The sequence below is a fragment of the Mycoplana sp. BE70 genome (assembly GCF_031455855.1).
GTDB lineage: Bacteria > Pseudomonadota > Alphaproteobacteria > Rhizobiales > Rhizobiaceae > Mycoplana.
In genome coordinates this window covers 338,126-362,026 of the sequence record NZ_JAVDTM010000006.1, presented here as the reverse complement: position 1 = coordinate 362,026, position 23,901 = coordinate 338,126, and the positions used below count along the sequence as shown (strand labels likewise).

The 23,901-nt window shown below is 60.6% G+C and carries 22 protein-coding genes; 3 read left to right on the top strand and 19 right to left on the bottom strand.

Annotated elements, in window-relative coordinates; translation table 11 throughout:
* Positions 1 to 56 precede the first annotated feature (56 nt).
* The 4 genes from J2Y48_RS13860 to J2Y48_RS13845 form a co-directional block, all read right to left on the bottom strand.
* Positions 57 to 896, bottom strand: a complete 840-nt coding sequence (locus J2Y48_RS13860) for a transporter substrate-binding domain-containing protein (RefSeq protein WP_310418805.1) — start codon at positions 894 to 896, stop codon at positions 57 to 59.
* Positions 897 to 1,010: 114 nt separating this feature from the next.
* The gene (locus J2Y48_RS13855) at positions 1,011 to 1,784 is read right to left on the bottom strand and encodes an amino acid ABC transporter ATP-binding protein (RefSeq protein ID WP_310418803.1); all 774 of its coding nucleotides are present in this window, start codon (positions 1,782 to 1,784) and stop codon (positions 1,011 to 1,013) included.
* 3 nt (positions 1,785 to 1,787) lie between these two features.
* Positions 1,788 to 2,450 carry an amino acid ABC transporter permease gene (locus J2Y48_RS13850; RefSeq protein WP_310418800.1) on the bottom strand — a complete coding sequence of 221 codons (663 nt, stop codon included), beginning with the start codon at positions 2,448 to 2,450 and terminating at the stop codon, positions 1,788 to 1,790.
* 25 nt (positions 2,451 to 2,475) lie between these two features.
* Positions 2,476 to 4,221, bottom strand: a complete 1,746-nt coding sequence (locus J2Y48_RS13845; protein WP_310418797.1) for a thiamine pyrophosphate-binding protein — start codon at positions 4,219 to 4,221, stop codon at positions 2,476 to 2,478.
* 217 nt (positions 4,222 to 4,438) lie between these two features.
* Here J2Y48_RS13845 and J2Y48_RS13840 point away from each other — a divergent pair, with 217 nt between their 5' ends.
* On the top strand, positions 4,439 to 5,350 hold the full coding sequence (locus tag J2Y48_RS13840) for a LysR family transcriptional regulator (protein ID WP_310418794.1): 912 nt from the start codon (positions 4,439 to 4,441) through the stop codon (positions 5,348 to 5,350).
* A 384-nt stretch (positions 5,351 to 5,734) separates the two neighbouring features.
* Here the strand turns inward: J2Y48_RS13840 and J2Y48_RS13835 are convergent, their stop codons facing one another.
* The 9 genes from J2Y48_RS13835 to J2Y48_RS13795 form a co-directional block, all read right to left on the bottom strand.
* A complete protein-coding gene (locus J2Y48_RS13835; RefSeq protein WP_310418791.1) occupies positions 5,735 to 6,178 on the bottom strand; it encodes a carbon monoxide dehydrogenase subunit G in 444 nt (147 codons plus the stop codon).
* Positions 6,179 to 6,263: 85 nt separating this feature from the next.
* Positions 6,264 to 6,968 (bottom strand): ABC transporter ATP-binding protein, encoded by a 705-nt coding sequence (locus tag J2Y48_RS13830; RefSeq protein ID WP_310418899.1) that lies wholly within the window; start codon positions 6,966 to 6,968, stop codon positions 6,264 to 6,266.
* Positions 6,961 to 7,716, bottom strand: coding sequence for an ABC transporter ATP-binding protein (locus tag J2Y48_RS13825; protein ID WP_310418789.1), 756 nt, complete (start codon positions 7,714 to 7,716; stop codon positions 6,961 to 6,963). The genes J2Y48_RS13830 and J2Y48_RS13825 overlap by 8 nt, the downstream gene beginning before the upstream one ends.
* On the bottom strand, positions 7,713 to 8,708 hold the full coding sequence (locus tag J2Y48_RS13820; RefSeq protein WP_310418786.1) for a branched-chain amino acid ABC transporter permease: 996 nt from the start codon (positions 8,706 to 8,708) through the stop codon (positions 7,713 to 7,715). The genes J2Y48_RS13825 and J2Y48_RS13820 overlap by 4 nt, the downstream gene beginning before the upstream one ends.
* A 12-nt stretch (positions 8,709 to 8,720) precedes the next feature.
* Positions 8,721 to 9,596 carry a branched-chain amino acid ABC transporter permease gene (locus J2Y48_RS13815; protein ID WP_310418783.1) on the bottom strand — a complete coding sequence of 292 codons (876 nt, stop codon included), beginning with the start codon at positions 9,594 to 9,596 and terminating at the stop codon, positions 8,721 to 8,723.
* Between the two features lie 21 nt (positions 9,597 to 9,617).
* Entirely contained in the window at positions 9,618 to 10,868 is a 1,251-nt protein-coding gene (locus J2Y48_RS13810) for an ABC transporter substrate-binding protein (RefSeq protein ID WP_310418780.1), read from the bottom strand.
* 30 nt (positions 10,869 to 10,898) lie between these two features.
* Positions 10,899 to 13,271 (bottom strand): xanthine dehydrogenase family protein molybdopterin-binding subunit, encoded by a 2,373-nt coding sequence (locus J2Y48_RS13805; RefSeq protein WP_310418777.1) that lies wholly within the window; start codon positions 13,269 to 13,271, stop codon positions 10,899 to 10,901.
* Positions 13,268 to 13,759 carry a 2Fe-2S iron-sulfur cluster-binding protein gene (locus tag J2Y48_RS13800; RefSeq protein WP_310418774.1) on the bottom strand — a complete coding sequence of 164 codons (492 nt, stop codon included), beginning with the start codon at positions 13,757 to 13,759 and terminating at the stop codon, positions 13,268 to 13,270. The genes J2Y48_RS13805 and J2Y48_RS13800 overlap by 4 nt, the downstream gene beginning before the upstream one ends.
* Complete coding sequence (locus tag J2Y48_RS13795) at positions 13,756 to 14,616, bottom strand: xanthine dehydrogenase family protein subunit M (protein ID WP_310418771.1); 861 nt, start codon at positions 14,614 to 14,616, stop codon at positions 13,756 to 13,758. The genes J2Y48_RS13800 and J2Y48_RS13795 overlap by 4 nt, the downstream gene beginning before the upstream one ends.
* A gap of 240 nt (positions 14,617 to 14,856) precedes the next feature.
* Between J2Y48_RS13795 and J2Y48_RS13790 the strand changes: the two genes are divergently transcribed.
* Entirely contained in the window at positions 14,857 to 15,513 is a 657-nt protein-coding gene (locus J2Y48_RS13790; protein ID WP_310418896.1) for a TetR/AcrR family transcriptional regulator, read from the top strand.
* Between the two features lie 735 nt (positions 15,514 to 16,248).
* On the opposite strand, the gene J2Y48_RS13785 is transcribed toward J2Y48_RS13790, so the two are convergent.
* The 6 genes from J2Y48_RS13785 to J2Y48_RS13760 all read right to left on the bottom strand — a co-directional run bounded on the left by J2Y48_RS13785 (position 16,249) and on the right by J2Y48_RS13760 (position 22,223).
* Positions 16,249 to 17,256 carry a ScyD/ScyE family protein gene (locus J2Y48_RS13785; RefSeq protein WP_310418768.1) on the bottom strand — a complete coding sequence of 336 codons (1,008 nt, stop codon included), beginning with the start codon at positions 17,254 to 17,256 and terminating at the stop codon, positions 16,249 to 16,251.
* The gene (locus J2Y48_RS13780) at positions 17,235 to 17,975 is read right to left on the bottom strand and encodes a formylglycine-generating enzyme family protein (RefSeq protein WP_310418893.1); all 741 of its coding nucleotides are present in this window, start codon (positions 17,973 to 17,975) and stop codon (positions 17,235 to 17,237) included. Before J2Y48_RS13780 ends, J2Y48_RS13785 begins: the two co-directional genes overlap by 22 nt.
* Positions 17,976 to 17,991: 16 nt before the next feature.
* Positions 17,992 to 19,053 carry a sn-glycerol-3-phosphate ABC transporter ATP-binding protein UgpC gene (locus tag J2Y48_RS13775; RefSeq protein ID WP_310418766.1) on the bottom strand — a complete coding sequence of 354 codons (1,062 nt, stop codon included), beginning with the start codon at positions 19,051 to 19,053 and terminating at the stop codon, positions 17,992 to 17,994.
* Positions 19,054 to 19,057: 4 nt separating this feature from the next.
* Positions 19,058 to 19,915: a carbohydrate ABC transporter permease gene (locus J2Y48_RS13770; RefSeq protein ID WP_310418763.1), complete on the bottom strand. Its 858-nt coding sequence runs from the start codon at positions 19,913 to 19,915 to the stop codon at positions 19,058 to 19,060.
* A gap of 11 nt (positions 19,916 to 19,926) precedes the next feature.
* On the bottom strand, positions 19,927 to 20,826 hold the full coding sequence (locus J2Y48_RS13765) for a sugar ABC transporter permease (RefSeq protein ID WP_310418759.1): 900 nt from the start codon (positions 20,824 to 20,826) through the stop codon (positions 19,927 to 19,929).
* A 131-nt stretch (positions 20,827 to 20,957) separates the two neighbouring features.
* Entirely contained in the window at positions 20,958 to 22,223 is a 1,266-nt protein-coding gene (locus J2Y48_RS13760; RefSeq protein ID WP_310418755.1) for an ABC transporter substrate-binding protein, read from the bottom strand.
* A 476-nt stretch (positions 22,224 to 22,699) separates the two neighbouring features.
* On the opposite strand from J2Y48_RS13760, the gene J2Y48_RS13755 reads away from it, so the two are divergent.
* Positions 22,700 to 23,878, top strand: coding sequence for a Gfo/Idh/MocA family oxidoreductase (locus J2Y48_RS13755; RefSeq protein WP_310418751.1), 1,179 nt, complete (start codon positions 22,700 to 22,702; stop codon positions 23,876 to 23,878).
* Positions 23,879 to 23,901: the final 23 nt, after the last annotated feature.

Sequence of the window (23,901 nt, the reverse complement as noted above, 5' to 3'; positions counted from 1 at the left end):
TCCTACGTTGCGAACGCATCGACGGCCGCAAGGATGCGGCCGCCGACATTGACCGACTAGAGGTCGAGGCCTTCCGGAATGGTCGAGGCGGACACGCCGATCGCTTCCATATTCTTGATGACCATCTCGCGGATCCCACCGATGTTCTTCTGGTAGTTGATCCAGACATTGACGAAGTCTCGCCAGGTTGCTCTGTCTTCACGGCGGAAGCCGCCGTTGGTGGACGCGCCATAGGCGGGTTGCGGAACGGTGAGCGGGCCAAGCTGCGGGTTCTTCTGCACCATCGTCAGCGCAAGGAATACGTCCACGATCTGGCAGTCAGCACGGCCTGCCTGGACAGCAGCGACGCCCTCGTCGACCGACTTGAAACGCATGACATTGGCATTCGGGCAGAGGCGGGTGACGATCTGGTCATGGGACGAACCGACATCGACGGCGATCGTCACTGAGGCATTGTTTAGCTCGGCCCAGTTTGTTCCTTCGAAACCCTTCTTGCGGATCATGGCGAAGGCGCTCATGAATAGCGAACTGCAGAAGTCCACCACGATCGCGCGCTTTGGCGTCGGCGACATGCCGAAGAAAAGGTCGATTTTGTCGGCCTCCAGGTCCAGGACGGCATTGCCCCAGGTCGTCTCCACGATTTTCAGCTGCGCGTCGAAGGTCGCGGCGATGTCCTTGGCGAAGTCGACGCAGAAGCCCCTCCACTCCCCGCTGGAAAGGTTCTTGTAGGTGAACGGCGCACCGCCGGCCACGGCGCCCAGGCGAAGCTCCTTCGTCCGGGCGATGCGATCCATGACAGCCTCCCTGCCCGTATCCTGGGCAGAGGCGGCGGGCGCCGGAATCGCGATCGCCGACAAGGCAAGCCCTGCCGTCAACAGGTCACGTCGATTGGTCATAGTCATGCTCCTACTTGCTCCCACTTTATTGTTTCGGATGGTTGTGCGGCCGGCAGGCCGCATGCAGACGACCCCACTCCCAGCGGGCAGTCCTGCATTCTGTGATGCACCAGACTATCCAACTTCCTTTCGATGGAAATGGGCCAGGAAGGCGCGCGTCGCGGGGTTCTGCGGCTGGTCGATGACGAGGTTCGCCGGGCCTTCCTCCACGATCACGCCGTCACGCATGAAGATGACCTTGTCCGCAACTTCCCGGGCGAAGGCCATCTCATGGGTAACGATCACCATGGTCATGCCATCGCGCGCCAGCGAGCGCATCACCGACAGCACCTCGCCGACGAGTTCGGGGTCGAGTGCGGAGGTCGCCTCGTCGAAGAGCATGACCTCCGGCTGCATAGCCAGGGCGCGGGCGATCGCAACGCGCTGCTTCTGGCCTCCGGAGAGCCGGCTGGGGAACTCCTTCGCCTTGTCCGGCAATCCCACCTTCGACAGCAGCTCCATGCCGAGGGCGTCCGCCTCCGCCCTAGGCATCTTACGCACAGTCATCGGGGCTTCGACGACGTTTCCGAGAACGGTCAGATGCGGAAACAGATTGAAGTGCTGGAACACCATCCCGGTATTGGCACGGAAACCTGCCAGCTTGTACTTGGAGGGCTGGGCCGTGCCCGGACTGAACGAAAAACGGTTCTGGCCGATGCGGATGCTGCCCTGGTCGGGCGTCACCAGCAGGTTGAGGCAACGCAGCAGCGTCGACTTGCCCGACCCCGACGGGCCGATCAGGGCGACCACGCCGCCGGACTCAACCGTAAGGTTGATGTCACGCAGGACATGAAGGGGACCGAAACTCTTGCGCAGGCCGCTGACTTCGATCTTTGGTTCGCTGGCCATGGCTCAATCCCTCACTGAAAGCTTTTTTTCGCCGTAGCGCGCCAACGCCGTCAAAGGGAAGAGGATCGCCAGATATGCGAGCGCAACGGCGGTGTACACTTCAAGCGGCTTGTAACTGTCATGGGCGATGATCTGACCCTGATAGAGCAAGTCCGGCACGGCGATGATCGAGATCAGGGACGTGTTCTTGAGCTGGATAATCGACTGGTTCAGCATCGGCGGCGCCATACGCTTGAGCGCCTGCGGCAGGACCACCTTCTTCATGATCTGGAAGGGCGTCATACCCAAGGCCATGCCGGCCTCGCTCTGGCCGACATCGATCGATACCACGCCACCGCGGATGATCTCGGCGTAGAACGCGCCGCCGTATAGAGAGAGGGCAAGCAATCCGGCGGATATGCCGGACAGTTCAATCCCCGACAGGATCGGCAGCGCGTAGTAGATCCAGATCAGTTGGACCAGCAACGGTGTGCAGCGGAACAGTTCCACATAGGTGGCTGCAATGAACCGGAGCACCGCGAACCGCGACAGCATCATCAGCCCCATGACCAGGCCGGCGATGATACCTAGGATGACGACAGCGATCGTAAAACCGATCGTGACGCCGATGCCTTCGGCAAGCAGATATCGATAGCTCCAGAGGAACTGGAAATCCCAAGCATACATATTGTTCGATCCGCTGTTGCGCCGGCTATACCGAGGCCATTTCTTCAAGTGCGACGGGGTTCACACCTGTTTTCTTCAGCCATGAATAGACGGGGGGTAGGCGATTCGCGATGGATTCGACAACAACATCGATGAAGCATGGGCCGTCATGGCTGAAGGCTTCGACCACAGCGCTTTCGAACTCCTCGGGGGTCTCGACCCTGAACGAACGGATGCCATAGACCGCGGCAAGCTTGTCCATACTGTAGGCATTGAAATCGACGCTGAATGTGCCGTCATTCGCTTGCCCCGTGCCCGTCACACGCTGCAGCGCCTTGATCCAGCCGAAGCAGGCATTGTTGAAGTGAACCAACACCGCCGGAATGTTCAGCCGGGACAGGGTCTCCAGTTCGCCGGCCGACATCCCGAGCGAGCCGTCGCCAAACAGGCCGACGGGGCGAACTTCCGGCGCAGCGTAGTAGGCACCGATCACAGCCGGAATCGCATAGCCCAGTCCGCCGAAGAAGCGGGGGATGACGAGCCGCGACTGGTTGTCCCGGAACTTCAGGAAGCGGGTGGAATAGGGTGTGGGCGTGCCGGCATCGGAAATGACGTTGCAGGGCGTCGGCAGATGCCGGTTGAGCGTCTCTATGACAAATTCCGGCCGGATGGGTACACTCTCTTGCGCGACCATCGAGGCGACGTGATCCCAGAACTCCTTGCGGCGCTCGTTGATGTCATCAACCCAGGAGGACAGTTGCGGACGATATTGCGGACCAACCGCATTGAGCATGGCCTCGAGCACCGCGCGGGCATCGCCGGAGATGGGGAAGTCGACCTCATAGGTGTTGGCAATGGTTTCGGAGGCCAAATCGATCTGTACAATTTTGCATCGGGTATCCTGGGCCGGGCGCTGCCAGTTCATGGTGGCGACGGAGCCCATGCGGCAGCCAACGTAGACGACGAGATCGGCATTCTCCAGCGCCCACAAGGCGTGCGGGTGGAACCCGTTGTCGCCGATAATGCCGATGCTGAGGTCGTGGTCGTCGCGAACGGCACCTTGACCTGTGATCGTTGTAACGACCGGAATATGCATGCGTTCGGCAAAGGCTGTCAGCGCGAGGGAGGCGCCGGAGCGGTTCAGGCCCCCGCCGGCAACGATCAGCGGCTTGCGCGCGCCCAGCAGCGCGGTCATCGCTGCCGCCATGGCGTCGGGCTGCGGCTGAACGCGATAGGAAGGTGCAACGCGGCACTGAGGTTCGACATGCAGGGAAACGTTCGCCTCCGGCATCTCCTCGTAGAGTATGTCCTCGGGCAAGGCGAGCACGGCTGCACCAGGGCAGCCCGCGGTGGCGTGACGGAAAGCGCGCCGGACGATTTCGGGCAGCTTGGCGACGGACGGGAGGGTCTCGACATGCTTGGCGACGGGACGGAAGAGCTCCGCGATCGGCAGTTCCGTCAGGGTGCCCCTCCCCACGCCGGCGCGGGGAATGTCGTTGACCAGCAGGATCACCGGTACGGACGACTTGTTGGCCTCCGCCACGCCAGGCAGCGCATACATGGCCCCAGCACCGCTCGGTACTTCCGCGACAGCCGGCTTGCCCGAAATCCGCGCATAGCAATCGGCCATGAAAAGGGCCGAGCGCTCGTCGCGGCACAGCACATGGCGCGGCGCGCCTTCCACGGACTTGAGCGCGCCGTAGAGGGCGACGTTCGTATCTCCGGGAACGCCGAAAATAACCTCGACGCCATAGTCAGAGAGCATTTTTACGAGGGCTGCCGCACCATTCATTTCAAAACCCGTATCCGCGATTGCACAGTGAGGTTAAAGCTGGCATAGGCGTCGCGGGCATGTCGATACAAGAAACTGGAACACGCTTCTGCGAAATTTTGTAGTCTGCAGAGGCGGTAAGCGAGTATCCATCCTCAGGCAGGCAGCTCTTCGGTTGCACCGGCGCGGCATCCAGTAACCGTGCAGGTGGCCCAGTACATATGCGGATAGGAGCAAAATGGCTAAGCCAAGCCTGACACTGGTCCAGACCTTCTATCATCTCGCGAAACACGGTTCTTTCTCGGCGGCTTCGCGCGAACTGAACCTGAGCTACCAGTCGGTAGCAAACCATATCCGCAGGCTTGAACAAATACTTAAAAGTAAGCTTATTGTTTCCGAACAAGGCGCGAAGCGAATTACACTAACGCCGAAGGGAACTATATTATTTAATATACTAAATCCGGAGCTCGATGTCATGCTCGAGCGGATCAAGACCTTGATCGACAAGCAACGCGCAGTCATCCGGATCGGTGTACCCCAAGGGTTCTTCCTCCATATGTTTCCGAACATAATTTCGCAGTTCCGGACAAAATACCCGGACTACGAACTGGCGTTTTACGAGCGTGATACCGCCCTCTCCGACCTCGTCAGAAACGGCGATGTCGACGTGCTCATCTCCGAGCGGTACTTCGGCGATCCCATCCTGTCTCAGCGGCTTCTCGGCAGCTACAAGCTCAGCTTGGTTTACCCGGCGTCTTGGGGTGCTCCAGCATCGCGGGAAGATGTCGTCGAATGGATCAGGGGGCGCCCTTTCGTAACGCATGAGCCCGGGCAGACCCTACGTAACCTTGCCCTTGATTTTCTCAAGCTCAAAGGCATAGATATTGCCTCACCCATTTCGGTTTCCAGCAGCACGAGCGTGAAGCGCTGCATCGAAGAGGAGTTCGGTTTCGGCATCCTCCCTGCATGGAGCGTGCACCCCGGAGACACCCGCGCCCGCAGCATTGACCTCGACGATCTGGCATCGGTGCAAGTATATTTCGGGATGGCAAACTTCATGCAAGACAATCCGGCCGTTCTGCACTTGTACGAAGCCTGCCAGCATGAGTTCATGACAGCAACAAGATCGCCAATTCTCAAATATTATTGAAGGCGATGCCAAACTGCCTGCGCTTATGACTGGCGCACGTGCCTGCATTCGAGCGGTGGCGCTTGCAACTAACTGCAGTCGAATCATGACTGCCGATTACCAGCCAACAGATCCAGTTAATCTGGCATCAATCAACGTCACATAAGCGCCGGACCAACACCACCAGCCACGTAGCAGATCTGAATGAACGAGGTCTTGCGTGCATCTACCCAATGCAGATTTTGAGATATCCCCTTTCGGCAGGTTCATGACAGCGTCAGCGTGTGATACCCCCAAGGAAGGCTTGGCATGGACAATCGACGTCCGTTTGCCGAGGGCGGCGCGCGCCCGCGGCATCAGCCTTGACCGCGGGGGCGCCGTATCAGCAGGGATCTCGGCGCGCGCTCACAACTCTACGATACCGTTGGAAAACGTTTCGAAGAACTGGTCAGCAAGCTTGCGGGAGGTTGCCTGGATCAGTCGGCCACCGAGCGCGGCAAGCTTGCCGCCGATCTCCGCGTTGGCTTTATAGGTAAGAACAGTGGCCGCGCCCACCTCTTCGAGGTTGACGACGCAGTCGCCCTTGGCAAACCCTGCAATGCCGCCATTTCCCTTGCCGACGATCCGGCAGCTCATCGGGGCGTCGATATCGACGATCTCGACGGTCGCCGCAAAGGTTGCCGATACGGGGCCGATCTTCAGCTGCACCTTCGCATCGAAGCTATTCTCCCCGGCTTGCGTCAGTTCTTTGCAACCGGGTATGCACACGCGAAGGACCTCCGGATCGAACAGTCTTTCCCAGATCTGCGCACGAGGTGCACCCAGATGATATTGGCCAGCAATTTCCATAGCTTCCTCCCGCCCGTTACGGTGAAAACCGGCGGGCTTGCAAACTGTTTCATTTCGTATTGAGACCGGAGCGAAAATGCTCCGGCTAGACCGCGCAGTACCGCTCCTGAATATCCTTGTCGGCCAGCAGCGTCGCCGCATCGCTCCGGTAGACGACTTCGCCTTGGTCAACGATCACCGCTCGATCCGCCAGGTTGAGCGCCCATTCAACGTTCTGCTCCACCAGCAACAGGGTCGTTCCCTGTTCGCGCAACCGGCGGAACAACGCACCCATCTCCTCGACGAGAACGGGCATGATGCCTTCCGAGGGTTCATCGAGTAGGATCATCTTCGGCCGCGCGATCATCGCACGCGCAATCGCCAGCATCTGCTGTTCACCACCAGACATCGTGACGCCCTCCTGGTTGAGGCGTTCCTGCAGGCGGGGGAAACTTTGCGCGATCTCCTCGATCGCCCTCGCCTCGTCGATCACCTTGCGATCGGCGACGAGGCCGAGCTGGAGATTCTCGAGAACGGTGAGGCCGCGGACGATGCGACGCTCCTCCGGTACATAGGCGAGACCCATCGCATAGCGCTGGTGCGCCTTCATCGCCTCGATATTCTTACCATCAAACCGCACCGTACCGGTCGTACGCGGCATCAATCCCATGATCGACCGTATGATGCTCGTCTTTCCGGCGCCGTTGCGCCCGACAAGCGCGACGATTTCGCCCTGCTCTACCGAAAACGAAACGTTGTGGAGTACATGGCTTGCGCCATACCAGCCGTTGAGGCCGTCGAGTTCAAGCATAGCCATCGTTCTGTCCCAGGTATACGCGGCGAACTTCGGCGTTCGCCTGGATTTCCTTCGGTGTTCCGTCGGCCAACAGCTGGCCGTGATGCAGCACGAGCACGCGGTCGCTGAGACCGAGGATCATCTTCATCTTGTGCTCGACGAGAAGGATTGTCCGTTCGGCGGCGAGCTTCTCGATTAGCGTCACCATCTCTCGGGTTTCTTCCGGTCCCATACCAGCCGTCGGCTCATCGAGGAGGAGAAGCGCTGGCTCGGCAACCAGCGATATCGCGATCTCCAGCGCCCTCTGCTGCCCATGCGCAAGAAACTTGGCGAGCGTGTCGGACTTGGCAGAAAGTCCGACGGACACGAGCGTCCTCTGCGCCCTTTCTTCGACGTCGTGGAGTGTGCCGCGATCGGTCCAGATGTTGAAGCGCGACCGGAACGCCTGTGCTGCAACACGAACGTTCTCCAGAACGGAAAGGTTCGGGAAAATGTTGGTGATCTGGTAGGATCGCGCAATGCCGCGATGGACATAGTCATGCTGGGCAACGCCAGCCATATCGGTTCCACGGAACTTGAGCGTTCCGGTCGACGGCTTCAGGGCACCGGAGAGTATGTTGAAGAAGGTACTCTTGCCGGCACCGTTCGGACCGATAATCGCGGTGATCTGACCTTCGCGGAAGTCGGCCGTTATACCCTTGAGTGCCACCAGGCCCCCGAAGTGTTTGCCGATATCTGTCACGCTCATGATTGGTGTGGTCATCGGCCTGCCCTCCAGGAGACGAAGGTTCCCCAGATGCCTTTCGGCAGATAGAGGACGAAGAGGATAAAGATGATGCCGACGATGATCTGCCAATGGGAGGTCCAAAGGGAAAAGATATCTTCCATGGACAGGAAGGCTAGGGCACCGACGAAGGGCCCGAAGAAGCTTCCGGCGCCGCCGAGCAGCGTCATCATCACGATCAGACCAGAGGTGTGATAGTGCAGCGAATCGAGTGGCACGATCGATAGGTGCATGGCCGACAGTGTACCGGCGAGACCGCAAAGCAGTCCGGATAGGACGAAGGAGAGAAGCTTTGCCCGCTCGACGTTGTAGCCGCAGGCGCGCGCCCGCGTCTCGTTCTCGCGGATCGCCTCGATCACGGCGCCGAAGGGGGAATTCAGCACACGTGACACGAACCAAAGTGCCAGCGCCACGACGACCATGATTGCATAGTACTTGGTGATCGGATTGAGGAAATCGACCGAGAGACCGGCGAAATTCAGGGTGCTGACGGTAAAGCCGCGCAATCCGTTCTCTCCGCCCGTCCAGGAAGACGCCTGCAACGCGGTGTAGTAGACGAGCTGCGAAAGAGCGAGCGTTACCATGGAGAAATAGATCCCCCGGGTCCGGATTGCCAGCGCGCCCATCACGATGGCGAGAACGCCCGCGGCAAGAACGCCCGTCACCATCGCGACGAACCAATGCATGCCGAACGCGCCGATGGCGATGCCCGTAACGTAGGCTCCGACGCCGAAGAAGGCGGCATGGCCAAAAGAGAGAAGCCCGGTATAGCCGAAGAGCAGGTTATAACCGACGGCCACGAGGCCATAGATGAGGACGTTGACCGCCAGCGCTTGCGACGGCAGGATCCAGGGCAGGACGCATAACGCCAGGATGGAAAGCGGCACGCGCCAGCGAGAAAAGTTCGAGGTCTGTATCGAGGGACGCGCGGTCCCATCGGATGCGGGTGTGGTGTTTTGTGCGACGGTCATGTCGATTTCTCCTCAAAGGCCGGGCGCGGCGCGGCCGTAGAGGCCATTCGGCTTGACGAGCAGGACCAGCGCCATCAGCGCGAACATCACGATGGTCGCCATTTCCGGTGCGAAGAGTGATGTCATGCTGACGGCAACCCCGACGACGAGGCCCGCAATGACGGCGCCCGCAAGCGATCCCATTCCCCCGATGACCGTCACCACGAAGGCTTCCGCCAGCACGAGCGATCCCATTTCCGGGCTGACGTTGCGCATCGGCGCGGCAAGCACCCCGCCTAACGCGGTGATGCCGACGCCAATGCCGAAAACGATCAGCCATAACCTGCCGATATCGACGCCCAGCACACGCATGATCAATGGATCGGCGGAGCCCGCACGCACGATCAGGCCGAATTTCGTCTTTTCGAGACCGAGCCAGAGCAGCAATAGCACGAGCACGACGACGCCAACGACGAAGAGGCGATAGACCGGGAAAAAGCCGATGCCGAGATCCACGACGCCGCGAAGCTGGGCGGGCGTCGAGAACGGGATACCGTCCGTGCCGAAGAAGATGCGCACGGCCTCCACCAGCACGTAGCCGAGCCCGAAGGTCAACAGCAGTGGATCGTCGGGCGAACGGCCGTAAAGCGGGCGGATGAGGAAGCGCTCGATGAGCATGCCGAAAGCGCCAATCAGAATGGGTGCGATCAAGAGCCCCCACCAGAAGCTCCCCGACAGGCCCGCCACATAGAGCCCGGCATAGGCCCCCACCATGAAGAGGGCACCGTGCGCGAAGTTCACGATACCCAGCATGCCGAAGATGATCGAGAGCCCCAGCGCAACCATGATAAGGATCGCGCCAAGGGCAAGGCCCGAAAACAGCTGCATGGCGATCAGTTCGACTGTCATGTCCTCATCCGCCTCTCGATGTCAGTTTGAAAAACCGAGCTCGGAACAGCTCCGAAGGATGCTCTCGGCAGCCGGCTCGTTGGCCACGATTTTGAAGAGGTCAACGTCGCTCATCATGTCGGCTTTGGCCTTGGCTTCGAGGACGAGGACCGACTGGACCGACTGGTGATCGCACTGGCGATAGTATTGCTCGCCCTTGGCAACGTCGTATTTCAGCGCTTCCAACGCGGCGATCACCTTTTGGGTGTCGGTCCCGCCCGCCGCCTCGATCGCCATCAACAGCGAGGCGACGCTTGTGTAGCCATAGGCGCCATAGTCGGTCGGCACGGCTCCGTCATAGGCGTTTCGGAACGCGTCGTTGAAAGCCTTCGCCGACGGAACGGTCTCTTCCTGGCCCCAGTAATAGTTCGCACCGCCGACGACGCCCTCGAACACCTCAGCGTCGACCGCAATCCGCTGATTGTGCAGCAGGACAGGCACGACGATCTTCATCTGATCCTTCACGCCGAAATCAACCGCCTGCTTGAGCGAGTTCGCCTGGTCGCGGCCGAAGTTGCAGATGCAGAGGATGTCCGGGCGCATCGACAGGATGCTTGGAATGAAGGTGGAGTAGTCGGGGGCGCCGAACGGATGCAGGATTTCACCGACCGTTTCAGCGCCGATGGCTTCTGCCGCACGCTTGAAGCCACGCAGCATCTCATGTCCATAGGCGTAGTCCGCAACCAGATAGGCGACCTTGGAGCCTTTCTGGAAAGTGTGCTTTGCCACGACGGCGGTCGTCATGTGCGGGTTCAGCGCCTCATGGAAGGTGTACGGACTGAAGTCCTTCACCTCGTTGATCGTGTCGGACTGGCTAATCGAGATATAGAGCATGTTGCGGGCGCGGGTCACCTCGTTTACCGCGAGTTGCACGGCGCTGGACAAGGCACCGACGATCGCATGCACCTTGTCCTTCTCGATCAGCTCCAGCGTGCGCGTAGCGGCTTCGCCGGCGTTGAGCTTGTCGTCGCGCACGAGCAGCTCGACCTTCCGGCCGGCAATGCCACCCTTCTCGTTGGCAAGCTTGACCGCCAGCTCGGCGCTGCGAACCTGATCGTTAGCTTCCGCTGCGAATGGCCCGGTGAGCGGCGTGGGAAATCCGATACGGATTGCCTCTTCCTGCGCCCGCGCTATCCATGGCATGGAAAGCGCGCTGACACCACCTGCCAGTCCAACGAGTGCCGCCCGGCGGGTGAGTGGCAACGCCCCCAGCCTTTCAATACCCTTCGTCATCCTATTCTCCTCCCTGACTTCGGATTTCATTCAGATTGCACCAAGCGCCCTCAGAACCCGCGCCGGTGTCATCGGTATCTGCGCAATCTCTGCCCCGCGGCCCGCGAGTGCGTCGTTAACGGCATTCATGGCCGCTGCGGATGCGGCGGCGGTGCCTGCCTCGCCACAGCCCTTGGCGCCCAGTTCCGTGTCTCTGGTGGGTGTTTCCACATGGGCAATCACGATATCCGGCATTTCACAGGCCATCGGCACGAGATAGTCGGCCAGCGAGCCATTGGTCAGCTGTCCGTCCTGGTTGTAGAGACACTCCTCGAAGAAGGCCGCGCCGAGCCCCTGCACCACGCCACCGCGGATCTGTTCGTCCACGAGGAGGGGGTTGATGATGCGTCCACAGTCCTCGACGACCCAATGCTTGAGAACCTTCACGAAGCCGGTCTCGGCATCCACCTCCACGAGGCAACCCTGCGCACCGTTCGTGAAGGCGAATGGATAGCCTTGCGGTGCAAAATGATGCGCTACGGAAAGCTGCGCCTGCGTTCCAGCCGGCAATGTATCGGAGCGGAAAAAAGCAATGCGCGCGAGTTCCGGGAGGCTGAACCGTTGTTGGCCGTCGTCCGCATTGACGATCCAGCCGTCGCGAATATCGAGGCTCAAAGCGTTGCCCTGCAATATGATGGCTGCGATGGAAAGCAGATTGGCCTTGAGCCTGCGTGCGGCTTGCAGCGCGGTTTCACCGCCAATGCCCGCTCCCCGACAGGCCCAGGTGGCGCCGCCATGCGGCGTCGTGTCGGTATCGCCGGTCATCACCCGCACCGTTTCCCGCGCAACGCCGAGCTGATCGGCAACGATCTGGCCGATGATCGTTTCCGTTCCCTGCCCTTGCTCCGTCACGGAGATCGCACAATGTACGTCACCGGAAGGCGTCAGCTTGATGATCGCGCCGTCCTGCGCCGAGATTCTGGCACCGCCCACTCCATAGAAGGCCGGCCCCGGATTCGTGATCTCGACAAAGAGCGCAATCCCGATGCCGCGCAGAACACCCCGTTCCCGCAGCTTCGCCTGGGCGCGGCGAAGTTCGTCGTAGTCCATGAGCGTCTTCAGCCGTGACAGGCAGACCTCGTGCGAGAGCTGCTCGAACTGGTAGCCCGTCGGCGACTGACGCGGATAGCTGTCGTCCGGAATGAGATTGCGCGCCCGAATGTCGAAAGGATCCAGTCCCAGCCGGCGCGCAGCCGAATCCACAAGACACTCGGTGACCGCGCAGGCAATCGGATGGCCGACGGCCCTGTATTGACTGGTTTGCACCTTGTTCTGGAAGACCACGGACAGTTGAGCACGGTAGGAAGAAAAATCATAAGGGGCGCCCATGAGGCGGACCACCTGGTTGCCCTCCACGACACTGGTGCGCGGATAGCTTGAAAAGGCGCCGACGGCGGTGATGTCGTCGACGTCCATGGCGGTGATTTTCCCGTCGGCGGCGACGGCGAGCCGGGCATGCACGCGATGGTCGCGGGCATGGATGTCCGACGTAAAGGCCTCCATCCGATCGGCGACGTACTTCACTGGTCGACCAAGCAGAACGGACGCTCCGACGACGGCCATTTCCTCGTGATAAACATGCAGCTTCATCCCGAAGGATCCGCCGATGTCAGGGGCGATGACACGGACGTTGCCGTCCGGAATGCCGTAATGCCGGGCGTAGACGTCCTGGAACTGGTAAGGCGTCTGGGTAGCATGATGGGCGGTCAGCCTGTTCTCGCTTGAGTCGTAGTCGGCGACGATCGCGCGCGGTTCGAGCGTGACGGCCGTATGCCTTCCAAAGATGAAGTCCTGCCCGACTTCAACTGCCGCGGCTTCAAACGCGTCATCCACGCCGCCGCTGTCGATCTGGCTGCTGAAGCAAAGATTGTCGCCGAGCTCCGGGGAAATCAGTTCGGCGCATTTCGAAAGCGCCTCGAATGGATCGGAGACCGCCGGCAACTCCTCGACTTCCATCATCACCAGTTCGGCTGCGTCTTCGGCAATGGCGCGGCTATCTGCGACGATGATGACGACGGGATGCCCCGACCAGAGAACCTTTTCAACCGCGAGCGGAAGCTGGGGAAGCGACTTCATATTCTTGAAGTGCTCGAGCGTACCGACCCAGGGGGTACAGATCTTCGCGAGGTCTGCGCCCGTCAGCACGGCGCGGACCCCTGCCAGTGTTGCCGCTTCCGCCGTATCGAGCGACAGGATACGTCCGTGGGCGTAGGGGCTGCGGACAAACGCCGCATGCAGCATGCGCGGAAGAGACAAGTCCGTGACATAGCGGCCCTTGCCTTCGAGCAGGCGCTTGGCGTTGGGCCGCGAGACGGATCGGCCAATATAGGAGTTGGGCCGATCGAGGGAGAAGGGGGCGCTCATGACCGTTCCTCCGCCGGCGTTGCGCATCGCTGCTTGGCCGTCGTCTCAATGGCATCGACGATCGCCTCGTACCCGGTGCAACGACAATAGTTTCCGGACAGGGCATCGCGAATCTCGTCCCGGCTAGGCACCCCTCCGGCTGACAAAAGTCCATAGGCGCTCATGAGCATTCCGGGCGTGCAGAAGCCGCATTGGAGGGCGTTTCGTTCGTGAAAATTCCCCTGGAGATCGGCGATCGCTTGGCGCGTCGTAAGCCCCTCGATCGTCTCGACCGCACTTCCATCCGCCTGAACGGCGAACATCAGGCAGGCGTGCACCGGCACATCGTCCAGCAGGACGAGGCAAGCGCCGCAAACCCCCATTTCGCAACCGGCATGGGTACCAGTCAGTTCGATCTCCTGCCGAAGGAAGTCGGCAAGCGTCATCCTCGGAGCGACGAGGCGCTCGACCGTTTCCCCATTTATTTCGAGAGAGACCGGAACTTTCATCCGATTGCCTCCAACCGATCCAGGAGGCGCCCGAGCAACACGCGCGCCAGATGCCGGCGCATCGACGCCGGAATCTGGTCGTCGTCGGCTGGATCCAGGTCGCTCTCGAGGGCATCCTGAGCCTTGCAAATAGTGTCGGCATCAATGGAGCGGCCGAGCAAGGCCTGCTCCGCCGAACGCGCGCGTATCGGGGTGGAGCCGACTGCAAGGAAGGCGATACGCATATGCTCGACCGTCGAGCCATCGAAGCGCGCGTTCACGCCGGCGCCGACGATGGCATAGTCGCCCCTGCGCCTCGCCAGTTCGTCGAAGACTGCACGCGTGTCGCCGCTCGACACCGGAATATGAACCGCGACGATCACCTCACCCGGCTGAAGGGCGGTTTCATAGAGGTCGATGAAGAAATTCTCCGCAGCCACGCGGCGCACGCCCTCAGGTGACGCGATCTCGATGAGCGCATCAAGTGCAAGCACCATTGCTGGAAACTCCGCTGCAGGGTCAGCGAGCGCCAGACTGCCGCCAAAAGTCCCCCTGTTGCGGATAGCCGGATGGGCGACGTGAGGGGCAGCCTCCGCGAGCAGCGGCGCATGCGTCCGCACAAGGTCAGACGTCAGGATTTCACAATGCCTCGTTGCCGCACCGATACGCAAAAAGCCCTGCTCAAGCGAGAGCCCCTCCAACTCCTTGAGCCGACCGATATCGACAAGAAGTGCCGGCCCCTGCAAGCGCAGAGCCAGCGCGGGTACAAGGCTTTGCCCGCCAGCGACAAACACGGCATCACCGTCTGCCGCGGCGAACGCCTTCATGGCATCCCCGACGGATTGCGGTCGCACATAGTCGAATGCCCTCGCCTTCAATTTCCCCCCCACGATGACCACGCTAATTTGTGACCAGTTGGTTACAATAACCACACGTCGCATTGAGGCGTCAAGAAAAATTACCAGATGGTCTCAATTGCAGTTGAACATTGCCCGGGTTAGAAAGAGTCGTGCGGTTGCATTCGTAGGTCGGCACGTTTTTGGGCAGGTCAGATGACGAAACAGCAGACATCTGGAAAAGACGGCAGGAAGTCGGGGGCCAACAGACCCAAGCACTACATGCGTGCGAACGAGCGTGAGCAGGTCATTCTGGAAGAGGCTGTCCGCTTCTTCGCTGAACATGGCTTCGAGGGCCAGACCCGGGAGCTCGCCAAGCGCATGGGCATCACCCATTCGGCGATCTATCGCCATTTCCCCAGCAAGGAAGCCCTGATTGAGCGTGTCTACGAACATATCTACCTCAGCCGCTGGGACGCGAACTGGGCAGGGCTCATCTCAGACCGCAGTCGATCACTTGAGGCGCGGCTGACGGAATTCTACCTGCAATATGTTGAACGGGTTTTTCACTATGACTGGGTCCGGATCTTCGTCTTCTCCGGCCTGAAGACGTTCGACATCACAACCCGCTACCTGGACATCGTCCGGCTGCAGATCGTCGAACCGGCCTGCCGGGAACTGCGGCACGAACTTGGTCTGCCGTCCTGCGATGAAGTCTCTTTGTCAGAACGTGAAACAGAGCTCTTCTGGGGCCTGCATGGCCGCATATTCTACCTTGCGATCCGCCGTTTCATCTACGCAACGCCGACGCCCACCGATCTCGAGCAGATCGTTAGAGACGGTGTCCTGAGTTTCATGACGGGTTGCCCGACAGTCATGACGACGATCGTGCGAACGCCAATCAGCAGTCCGGAAAACCCAGAAGGGTTATCCCGGTGACATCAGGTTCGCCGCGTAAGACTCCGATGACTTTTCGATTTCAAGCTGGCGACGACCTCAGCCAGCGCTTCAGCGCCCAGAGCCAGATCCGCACTGTCGGGGTCTTCAACAGAATTGTGGCTGACGCGCCCTTGGAAGGCACGAACATCATGGCCATCAGAAGAACGCTCCCGCATTGGCCGCATCGTGAAGGGCACCAGAGGGCATCCGGCGCCCAAGTCCCGGGGCTAGAGGTCGGATGCCGGCAGATACCGTAGGGACCCTGCTGGCCAAGCGGCAGGATCGGCAGGAGCGGCTGGAACTGCAGTCCCAGTTAATTCGGCCCGGCATGACGGAGTTTGCCCGGCGTACCGGCTTTACGGTCTATCTTGTGGTGCAGGCAGGCGTGGACTCGGTCTGCGCTCGACGTGCCGGCCAATCGCCCGCTTCGTCTTAATGCTTCGACACCGACAGAGTACCGGCTCGCGTCCTACCCGCACACCTCCAGGCTTCTGATCGATAGAATTGTTTTTTATTGCTCACGAAAGGTGGCTAGGGCGAGCGATAGGAAGGACCGCTATAACTCATGCCATGGAACTGGAGGGCGTGGCATCGGTTACCGCTTAAAAGGCTCTTCCCGGCCCGCCATAAATCGCTAAAGCGATTGCAAATCGTAAGGATCCACGACATCAGGATGATGATTTCTTGGAAGATCAAGATTCCAATGGACCGTTGAACGGCCGCAGCGTCAGTGCATCAGCGAGCCAATAGACGTGTCAGAAAGTAAAGGTTGCCGCCGAGCTCGGAAATCACAAGCCGCCGCGCGTCCCAGGCGAGGACGGACACCGGTCGCGTCAGACCGTCGAGGATGACCTCCCGGGGGAGCGGCGTCTTACCGAGCTTGAGCAATCGCCCGCTACCCTTCTGGAATCCCTCTTTCTGGTCATAGATCCCGTGTTCGAGAACAAGCATCCCTCCATCACTATCGAAAGCAATACTCACGGGTGCATTGAGCCCTTCGACTGCAAGCTGCGGCTTTGACGTCCCGCCGGCCTCGGGTGTCGACACGACCTTCCCGGCGCCCGCAAGGAATGGAAAGCCGCCGAACAGTGTCACATATAGGCGGCCGTCGCGAAGGGCAATTCCGGTCGGAACGGCGTCGACTTCATAGCTCTCGTCCTTGGAAAACTCGGTCGGTGAAAGGCTGCGCAGCGTCGTAGCCGCCGCTTCCATGCGTCGGAACGATAAGAGCGTTTCTTTCCGGCCATCCGCCGACACGCGTTCGACGCTGTTTTTTGCGGAGTCGATCACGTAGTAGGATTCACCGGAGACCACGAGGTCGAACGGATTCCAGAAATCGCTACTGACGACACGGGCTTGATCCGCTGCGTCGATCGCGATGAGTGCATGGTCAAGCGGGCTCTCGCCGGAATTGACCGGCGTCCACCCCTGGGCAACGATGAGAGAACGGCCGGCGCGCACAACCCTATAGGGACCGGTCGGGTCGCCGATCACGTCGAGGCCGTGGGGAAGAACAGGTCCGAATGCCTCAAGCCCGCCGTCCGGGCCGCGTCGGTAGAGCCGGCCGCTGGCGAGATCGGTCAAGAGCAGCGCATCGCCGTCGCGCGACAAGCCGCCGAAGACGGCGCCTGGCACGCTGACCGTCTCGAACCGATAGCCGGGAGCAACTTTCGGCTCGGCGCCGGCGCCAGCGACCAGAAGCAAAAATCCCGTGACGATTGTCAGGGCGCGGAGCGGACGCATCGGAAGCCACCATTGGCGGAAAAACGGAATTCTGGATCATAGGCCAGGCGATAGGTCGTCGTCAGGTGTTTCGGATCGCTGTTCCAGGAGCCGCCGCGCAGCACGCGATATGTCCCGGCGCTGGTCGCTGTTGCCGCCGACCCATATGGCGCATAGACACCGCTGGTCCATTCCCAGACATTGCCGACAAGATTGAGCACCCCCTCCTCGCTTGCGCCCTCGGCAAAGGACTCTGCCGGCGCCGTCATCGAATAGCCGTCGCTTTCGTCGCCGGAGCAGCAGATTTTCGCGCCGGCGTTTGCCTTCGTAGCGTCCGGTGCGGCCGCGCCCCACGGGAATGCGGCACCTGCCGTTCCCCGCGCGGCCCTCTCATATTGCTGCTCCGACGGCAGCGCCAAACCATAGTAGCGGCAGAAGGCGTTCGCATCCGCCCAACTCACACCGACGACCGGGCGGTTATCAAGCCCCAGGAGCGGGTGGCTTGCGTAGAAGGCCGGGCGGCGGCCCGTCGCACCGACGAAGCGTCGGTATTGCCCATTGGTGATCTCGGTGCGGTTGATTGCAAACCCCTGCCCTTCGATCCGTTGGCGCGGGTGTTCGTTTTCAAGACCATCGTTACGTCCAAAGACAAATGCACCGGCCGGAATTTCGATCAACGGATTGCCGGCAATCGGGCCGACATCGGCAGCTGTCGCGCCGAAGCCGACCATGACCACCATCACTGCCGTCCACTTGTCAAAAGTCAGCACGATCCTGCGTCTCTCCATCGAACAGAAATACGCGATCGGTCGCGATCTTGACCCCGATCTGTTGGTCGATCTGGCCGGCGAAGTTCTTGTCGGCGCGCAAGGTCATGAGTTGGCCGCCCAACCGCACGCTGACAAGCGTGTTCTCGCCGGTGAGTTCGACCGCAAAGATCGGCGCAACCAGATTGACGTCGGCTTCGTCGACCTCGACCGCATGGGCATCCTCCGGACGGACCCCGAGCACGGCGGGGGAGATGTTTGCGCGCCCGACACCCGCCACTTGCAAGCCGCCACTGGAGAACACCCCGTCCCTCACCTCCCCCGGTATGAGGTTCATCGGCGGCGAGCCGATGAAGCCAGCAACGAAAAGCGTACGCGGATTGTTGTAGATTTCCCTCGGCGTTCCCAGTTGCTCGATCATTCCCTTGTTCATCACGGCCACGCGGTGGGCCAGCGTCATCGCCTCGATCTGGTCATGGGTGACATAGATCGTCGTGACCTGCAGTTCATGTTGAAGGTGCTTCAGTTCCGCGCGCATCTGGGTGCGGAGCTTGGCATCGAGGTTGGACAGCGGCTCGTCCATGAGAAACACGCGCGGGGTGCGGACGATGGCGCGGGCCAGCGCCACGCGCTGGCGCTGGCCGCCGGAGAGCTCCTTCGGCAGGCGGGACAACATCGAATCGAGTTCCACCCGCCGTGCGACCTCGGCTATGCGTCGCTTGCGCTCAGCCAGTGGTATTTTGCGGATCTTGAGCGGGTAGCCGATGTTGTCCTCTACGGTCAGGTGCGGATACAAGGCATAGGACTGGAAGACCATCGCGACGTCGCGATACTTGGGCAGGAGGCCGTTGACGCGATCCGTACCGATGTAGATGTCGCCCGAGGTGGCTTCCTCGAGACCGGCGATCATCCGCATCGTCGTCGTCTTGCCGCAACCGGAAGGTCCGAGCAGAACGAGAAACTCCTTGTCCCTGATCTCGACGTTGAAGTCAGCCACCGCGACGAATTCACCGAATTTCTTGTAGACGTTCTTGAAGGTGACGGACGCCATGATGTCACCCCTTCACCGCGCCGAGGGACAGCCCCCGCACGAGATGCTTCTGGACGAGCAGCGCAAAGACGATGATCGGGACGCTGGCGAGGAAGCCGGCGGCGCTGATCTCGCCCCAATGCGTGGTGTATTGGGTCACCCGGCCGGAAATGCCGACCGGCAGCGTCATCGATCGCTCCGTCTGGGTCAGGATCAGCGCAAGCAGGAACTCGTTCCAGGAAAGGATCAGGCTGAAGATCGCCGTCGCAGCTATGCCCGGCCGCGCCAGCGGAAGGGCAATCCGAAGAAAGGCGCCCCAGCGCGTGTCTCCATCGACCATCGCGGCCTCCTCCAGTTCCGGTGGAAGATCCTGAAAATAGCTCTTCATCATCCAGGTCACGAAAGGAAGGTTGAAGGCAGTGTAGGCCACGACGACGGCGAACTTGGTGTTCAATAAGTTGAAAAAATTGAAGAAGATGAACAGCGGGATGATCGTCACGATCGGCGGCATCATGCGTGTCGACAGCATCCAGAACGAGATCTGGTAGCGCCAGCGCCCAGGATACTGGAAGCGAGCCAGGGCGTAGCCGGCCATGGTGCCGAAGATCAGCGAGACGATCGTCGTCGCCATCGCGATGATCAGGCTGTTGAATGCGTAAATCAGAAATGGCTGCCCTATGAAGGCCGCCTCATAGTGCTTGAGGGTCGGTGAAAAATTGAACCACACCGGCGGCACGGCGAAAATGTCGATGTCGAGCTTGATCGAGTTCTGGGCAAGCCAATAGACGGGGAAGACGGTGATGAACAGCGCCAAGGCCATTGCCAAATAGGCCAGCATCGGGAGTATCCCGCCAATGGTGCGATACCGTGGTCGCGTTTCCATCCAGCGTCTCCTCAATCGACCAGTCGTAGGCGCTTTATGAACCAAGTGCTGAATCCGACCGTCACGAACAGCACCACCAGCGACACTGCTGCGGCATAGCCAATGTCGACGAATGTGAAGGCGATCTTGAAGATGTAGAGGCTGAGTGTTTCGGTCGCCCCCGCCGGCCCGCCGACGGTGAGAATGAACACCAGATCGAACAGCCGGAGCGCATCCATGATGCGTAGAAGCAACGCGATGGCGATGACCGGCTTCAGGAAGGGAATGGTGAGGTCCCAGAACTGCCGCCAGGCGGATGCGCCATCGACCTGTGCCGCCTCATAGGGTTCGCTTGGCAGGCTTGCCAGGCCGGCCAACATCAGCAGAAAGATGAATGGTGTCCACTCCCAAACGTCTGCCGCGATGATGGTTGCCATGGCGAGGCTGACATCGCCCGCCCAGGCCTGGGAAGGCAATCCGAGGCGAAACATCAATTCGTTGAGGACGCCAAACTGCGGCTGGTAGATGAGCTTCCACGTCAGCGCGACGGCGATCGGCGGGATCATCATAGGCACTAGCAGGACCGTCTTGAGGAAGGTCAGCCGGTGGATATACTTGTCGAAAAGCAACGCCAGGCCAAGGCCCAGCAAGAATTCCAGCGTCACCGCCACGCTGGTGAAGACCACCGTGTTCTTGATCGCCAGGTGGAGTTCCGGGTCGGAGAGCATGCGCGTGAAATTGCCAAGCCCGATGAACTCGCGCGGCACATCCGGATCCGGACTGACCTTCTGCACCGCTGCGGTAAACATGTAGATGGTCGGAAAGAGCGTCAGCCCGGCGAGGATCAAGAGCGTCGGCGCCAGCATGAGAATGCGCAAGTGTCGCTCGCGCCAGCGCTCAAGGGCCGCACCAACGCTGGGCGTTCTGGTCATCCTCAGATCATTCCTCCCGTCTCGCATGTCGGGCCATACCCTCTGTGAGCACAGCGACGCCTCGACGCGTCGCCATCAGCGGGGAAGCGGGAGCAACCCGCTTCCCGGTTGATCGGGAACCTGACAGCGCTCTATTGGCCGATGCCGGTGATCTTCTGAATCGCTGTCTGGGCGTTGGCGAGCGCCTGGTCCGGGCTCTCTGTCCCGGCGACCGCCTTGGAAAGTTCGATGCCGAGAGCGTTCTCGATCTCGGGCCACTTGGGATGGCGCGGCCGCGGTGTCGAGAAGTTGATCGCCTGCATCAGCGTCGGATAGTGCCGGAACTGCGGCTGCGACGTGAGTTCAGGATCGGTGAACACGGAGAAGCGGACCGGCGGATTGCCGCGCGTGGCGGAAATCTTGATCTGCTCCGGCGATGTCGCCCAGACCATGAAATCGAAGGCTTCCTGCTTGTTCTTCGAAGCCGACATCACGCCCATCGTCCAGTGGCCAATCTCCGATGAGCCGGCATGCGTGCCGGCCGGCATCGGCGCGTAGGAGACCTTGCCGACCACCTGGCTCTGGCTTGGGTCTTCGAACGTGGCAACCCAGTTTGGCCAGTTGATCGATGAAGCAGCAATGCCCGACGTCATGGCGCGACCGACGTCCTCGGGGCCGAAGCTCTCGACGCCCTTCGGGGAGATCCCCTTGAGTGTCATGAACATCGTCATCGCGTCCTTGGCTTCCTTGGTGTCAAGCGTCACCTTGCTACGGTCGGCATTGAAGAGATTGGCGCCGTACGACCAAAGGATCGGCATGAAATCGGCGACCACATTGTTGCCCTGCCCGCCGCGGAACACGTAGCCGTAGAACCGTCCTCCGCCGGCGTCGGTGATCGCCTTGGCTGCCTTGTAGACATCGTCCCACGTTGCGGGCGCGCCGGAGACGCCGGCCTCGGCGAACTTGGCGCCGTCATAGAAGAACATCTGTGCATTGCCGACATAGGGAATGCACACGAATGGCCCAGTGTTGTACGGGTTGCGGCAGACCGCCAGCGACTTCGCCAGGAAATCGTTGTCGGGACCAGGCACACCGAGCTTGGCGAAATATGGACTGAGGTCCTCGAGATGGCCGTTTTCGGCGAAGAACGGGATCCACGGATCGTCCATCAGCACGATGTCGAACGCTCCCGATTTTGTCTGGCCGGCATTCGCTGCCTTCTCGAAAACGTTGGCGTAGGGCGCCTGTACGATTTCGACCTTCGAGCCCTTCATCTTCGAGTAGTCGGTGGCGGCAGCTCTAAGCCCGTCGCCCTCGCTGCCCGACGGCACGAGGATTGTGATGTCCGCCCACGCCGTGCCGCCGATTGCCATGGCGGATGCCGTTATGGCCAAGGTGAGAAGCAGTCTGCGAACCATTGCACACCTCCCGTTCCGAGCTGTTGTCCAATGGCCTTTTCGTAGAGGGCCTTACCCTATCCGGCATGGCGGAGGCGCCACCTCGACACCGATGCGACCCAATCTGCGACAAGTCGAAACGTTTTCCGGCATCTCCTCGATCCGGCCTAGCTCGTAAAAGTAATCTTACCACAACGGGAGGGTTATACAGAGTGGTTGTATTAGTTTGGATAGACGGTGGACGGCGCTCCATTCAAAAGAAACTCCATCGAAAACGACGCTCACCGCGACGACCCAATTTCGTTTGTCGCCGAGAAAAGGATCGCCTGGCGGCAGCGAAGAGCCCCTCAACGTCCTCAGCGCGCCCTCTGATCGAGCCTCTGTGACGATCAGGGAGGTCGAACCCAAAAGATGGCGTAATATCGCAAGCTGCGCAGCATCGCAGCACAGCGCCGGCTTCAGTCTGCGAGTGCGCGAGCGGCTTATGGGAGGGTTTCATGAAGCGGCACGGAATCGGGATCGCTGGTGCGGGCATGATCGGCGCAGCGCACGCCTTCGGCTACCGCACTCATTGTCCTCGGTTCGCGGATCGGCTGCAGGGACTACGTCTTGCCGTCGTGGCGGACCCCAATGAGGAACTTGCCCTGACACTCGCAGCAACCTACGGGTTTGAGGCTACCGCCACCGACTGGAAAGCGGTCATGGACAACCCCGACATCGGCATCGTCAGCATAGCCCTTCCGAACTTCCTTCACGTCGACGCAATGGCAGCCGCGCTGCAGGCCGAAAAACACGTTCTTTGCGAAAAGCCGCTGGCTTTGAATGCCGCCGACGCGCGTCGTCTTTATGAGGCGGCAAAGGGAACAGATGTCTGCGCGGCAACGGTCTTCAATTATCGCCGCATTCCCGCCGTGACCGAGATCCGCAACAGGATTGTCGCCGGAGAGATGGGCGAGATAGTCGGCATTCTCGTGCAGTTCCAGTGTGAATATGCCGCCGATCCACACCTGCCGCATTCCTGGCGCTACGAAAGGGATCGGGCTGGATCGGGCGCACTGGTGGACATCGGAACCCACGCGATCGACACGGCACGCTACCTCTGCGGCGAAGTCGACGAAATCGTCGGCGCGATCTCGAACATCTCGATCAAGGAGCGCTTCGTCGCCGCCGGCCCGACGGTCGGGCATGACAGAGTGGAACTGAGTACCGAGAAAAAGACCGTCGACAACGACGATGTGATGTCCGCCCTTCTGCGCTTTCGCAGCGGCGCGCAGGGTCTGTTTTCCTCGAGCCGCGTGGCGATCGGCATGGGCAACACGCTGTCGTTCGAAGTCTTCGGGACGAAGGCAAGCGCGAAATTCTCGACGAAATTCCTCAACCAGTATGAAATCGCACGCTTCGACGGCTCGGGGCAGACGCCATTCGCTATCGTCGCGAACCGGCCGTCCTCACCGAATCTCAGACGCATGCTTCCCGTCCCCTTTGACGGCGTCGGTGTCGGATACGCCGAAATCTTCGGTTTCATGATCCACGACTTTCTGACCGCGATCGCGGAAGGAAAGCCGATCGCAAGCGGCACGCTGCTCGATGGGGTGCGCGTGGCGGAAATTCTGGACGCGATCCAGCGGTCAGCCGACACGCGTGCTGCGACGCGCGTCGAGCACGCGCCAGCCTGAGCAGCTTCCACAGGGGAGGAACG